The organism is Streptomyces sp. NPDC000941 (assembly GCF_053599555.1).
In genome coordinates, this window is record NZ_JBSFMM010000460.1 from 1 (window position 1) to 1,261 (window position 1,261).

A 1,261-nucleotide genomic window follows, 5' to 3' on the forward strand; every position below is an offset into this window, starting at 1 on the left:
CGGCTTCACGGACTTAGCATCGCCTGGTTCAGCGTTGGCGCTTCAAAGCGGGTACCGGAATATCAACCGGTTGTCCATCGACTACGCCTGTCGGCCTCGCCTTAGGTCCCGACTTACCCTGGGCAGATCAGCTTGACCCAGGAACCCTTAGTCAATCGGCGCACACGTTTCCCACGTGTGAATCGCTACTCATGCCTGCATTCTCACTCGTGAACCGTCCACAACTCGCTTACGCGGCTGCTTCACCCGGCACACGACGCTCCCCTACCCATCACAGCAACCGTTAGGCCTTATGCTGCAATGACACGACTTCGGCGGTACGCTTGAGCCCCGCTACATTGTCGGCGCGGAATCACTTGACCAGTGAGCTATTACGCACTCTTTCAAGGATGGCTGCTTCTAAGCCAACCTCCTGGTTGTCTCTGCGACTCCACATCCTTTCCCACTTAGCGCACGCTTAGGGGCCTTAGTCGATGCTCTGGGCTGTTTCCCTCTCGACCATGGAGCTTATCCCCCACAGTCTCACTGCCGCGCTCTCACTTACCGGCATTCGGAGTTTGGCTAAGGTCAGTAACCCGGTAGGGCCCATCGCCTATCCAGTGCTCTACCTCCGGCAAGAAACACACGACGCTGCACCTAAATGCATTTCGGGGAGAACCAGCTATCACGGAGTTTGATTGGCCTTTCACCCCTAACCACAGGTCATCCCCCAGGTTTTCAACCCTGGTGGGTTCGGTCCTCCACGAAGTCTTACCTCCGCTTCAACCTGCCCATGGCTAGATCACTCCGCTTCGGGTCTTGGGCGCGCTACTCAATCGCCCTATTCGGACTCGCTTTCGCTACGGCTACCCCACACGGGTTAACCTCGCAACACACCGCAAACTCGCAGGCTCATTCTTCAAAAGGCACGCAGTCACGACCGCCAAGCAAGCTTGACGGCGACGCTCCCACGGCTTGTAGGCACACGGTTTCAGGTACTATTTCACTCCGCTCCCGCGGTACTTTTCACCATTCCCTCACGGTACTATCCGCTATCGGTCACCAGGGAATATTTAGGCTTAGCGGGTGGTCCCGCCAGATTCACACGGGATTTCTCGGGCCCCGTGCTACTTGGGTGGTTCTCAAGCAAGTTGCTGACATTTCAGCTACGGGGGTCTTACCCTCTACGCCGGGCCTTTCGCATGCCCTTCGCCTACATCAACAATTTCTGACTCGCCGACCGGCCGGCAGACCGATCAAGAGAACTCCCACGACCCCGTAT

At 57.2% G+C, this 1,261-nt stretch carries 1 rRNA gene (cut by a window edge); it reads right to left on the reverse strand.

Going from position 1 to position 1,261, the window contains the following annotated elements:
• A 23S ribosomal RNA gene (locus ACWDSL_RS52645) occupies positions 1 to 1,261 on the reverse strand (its annotated part continues 188 nt past the right edge of the window); the annotation flags it as partial.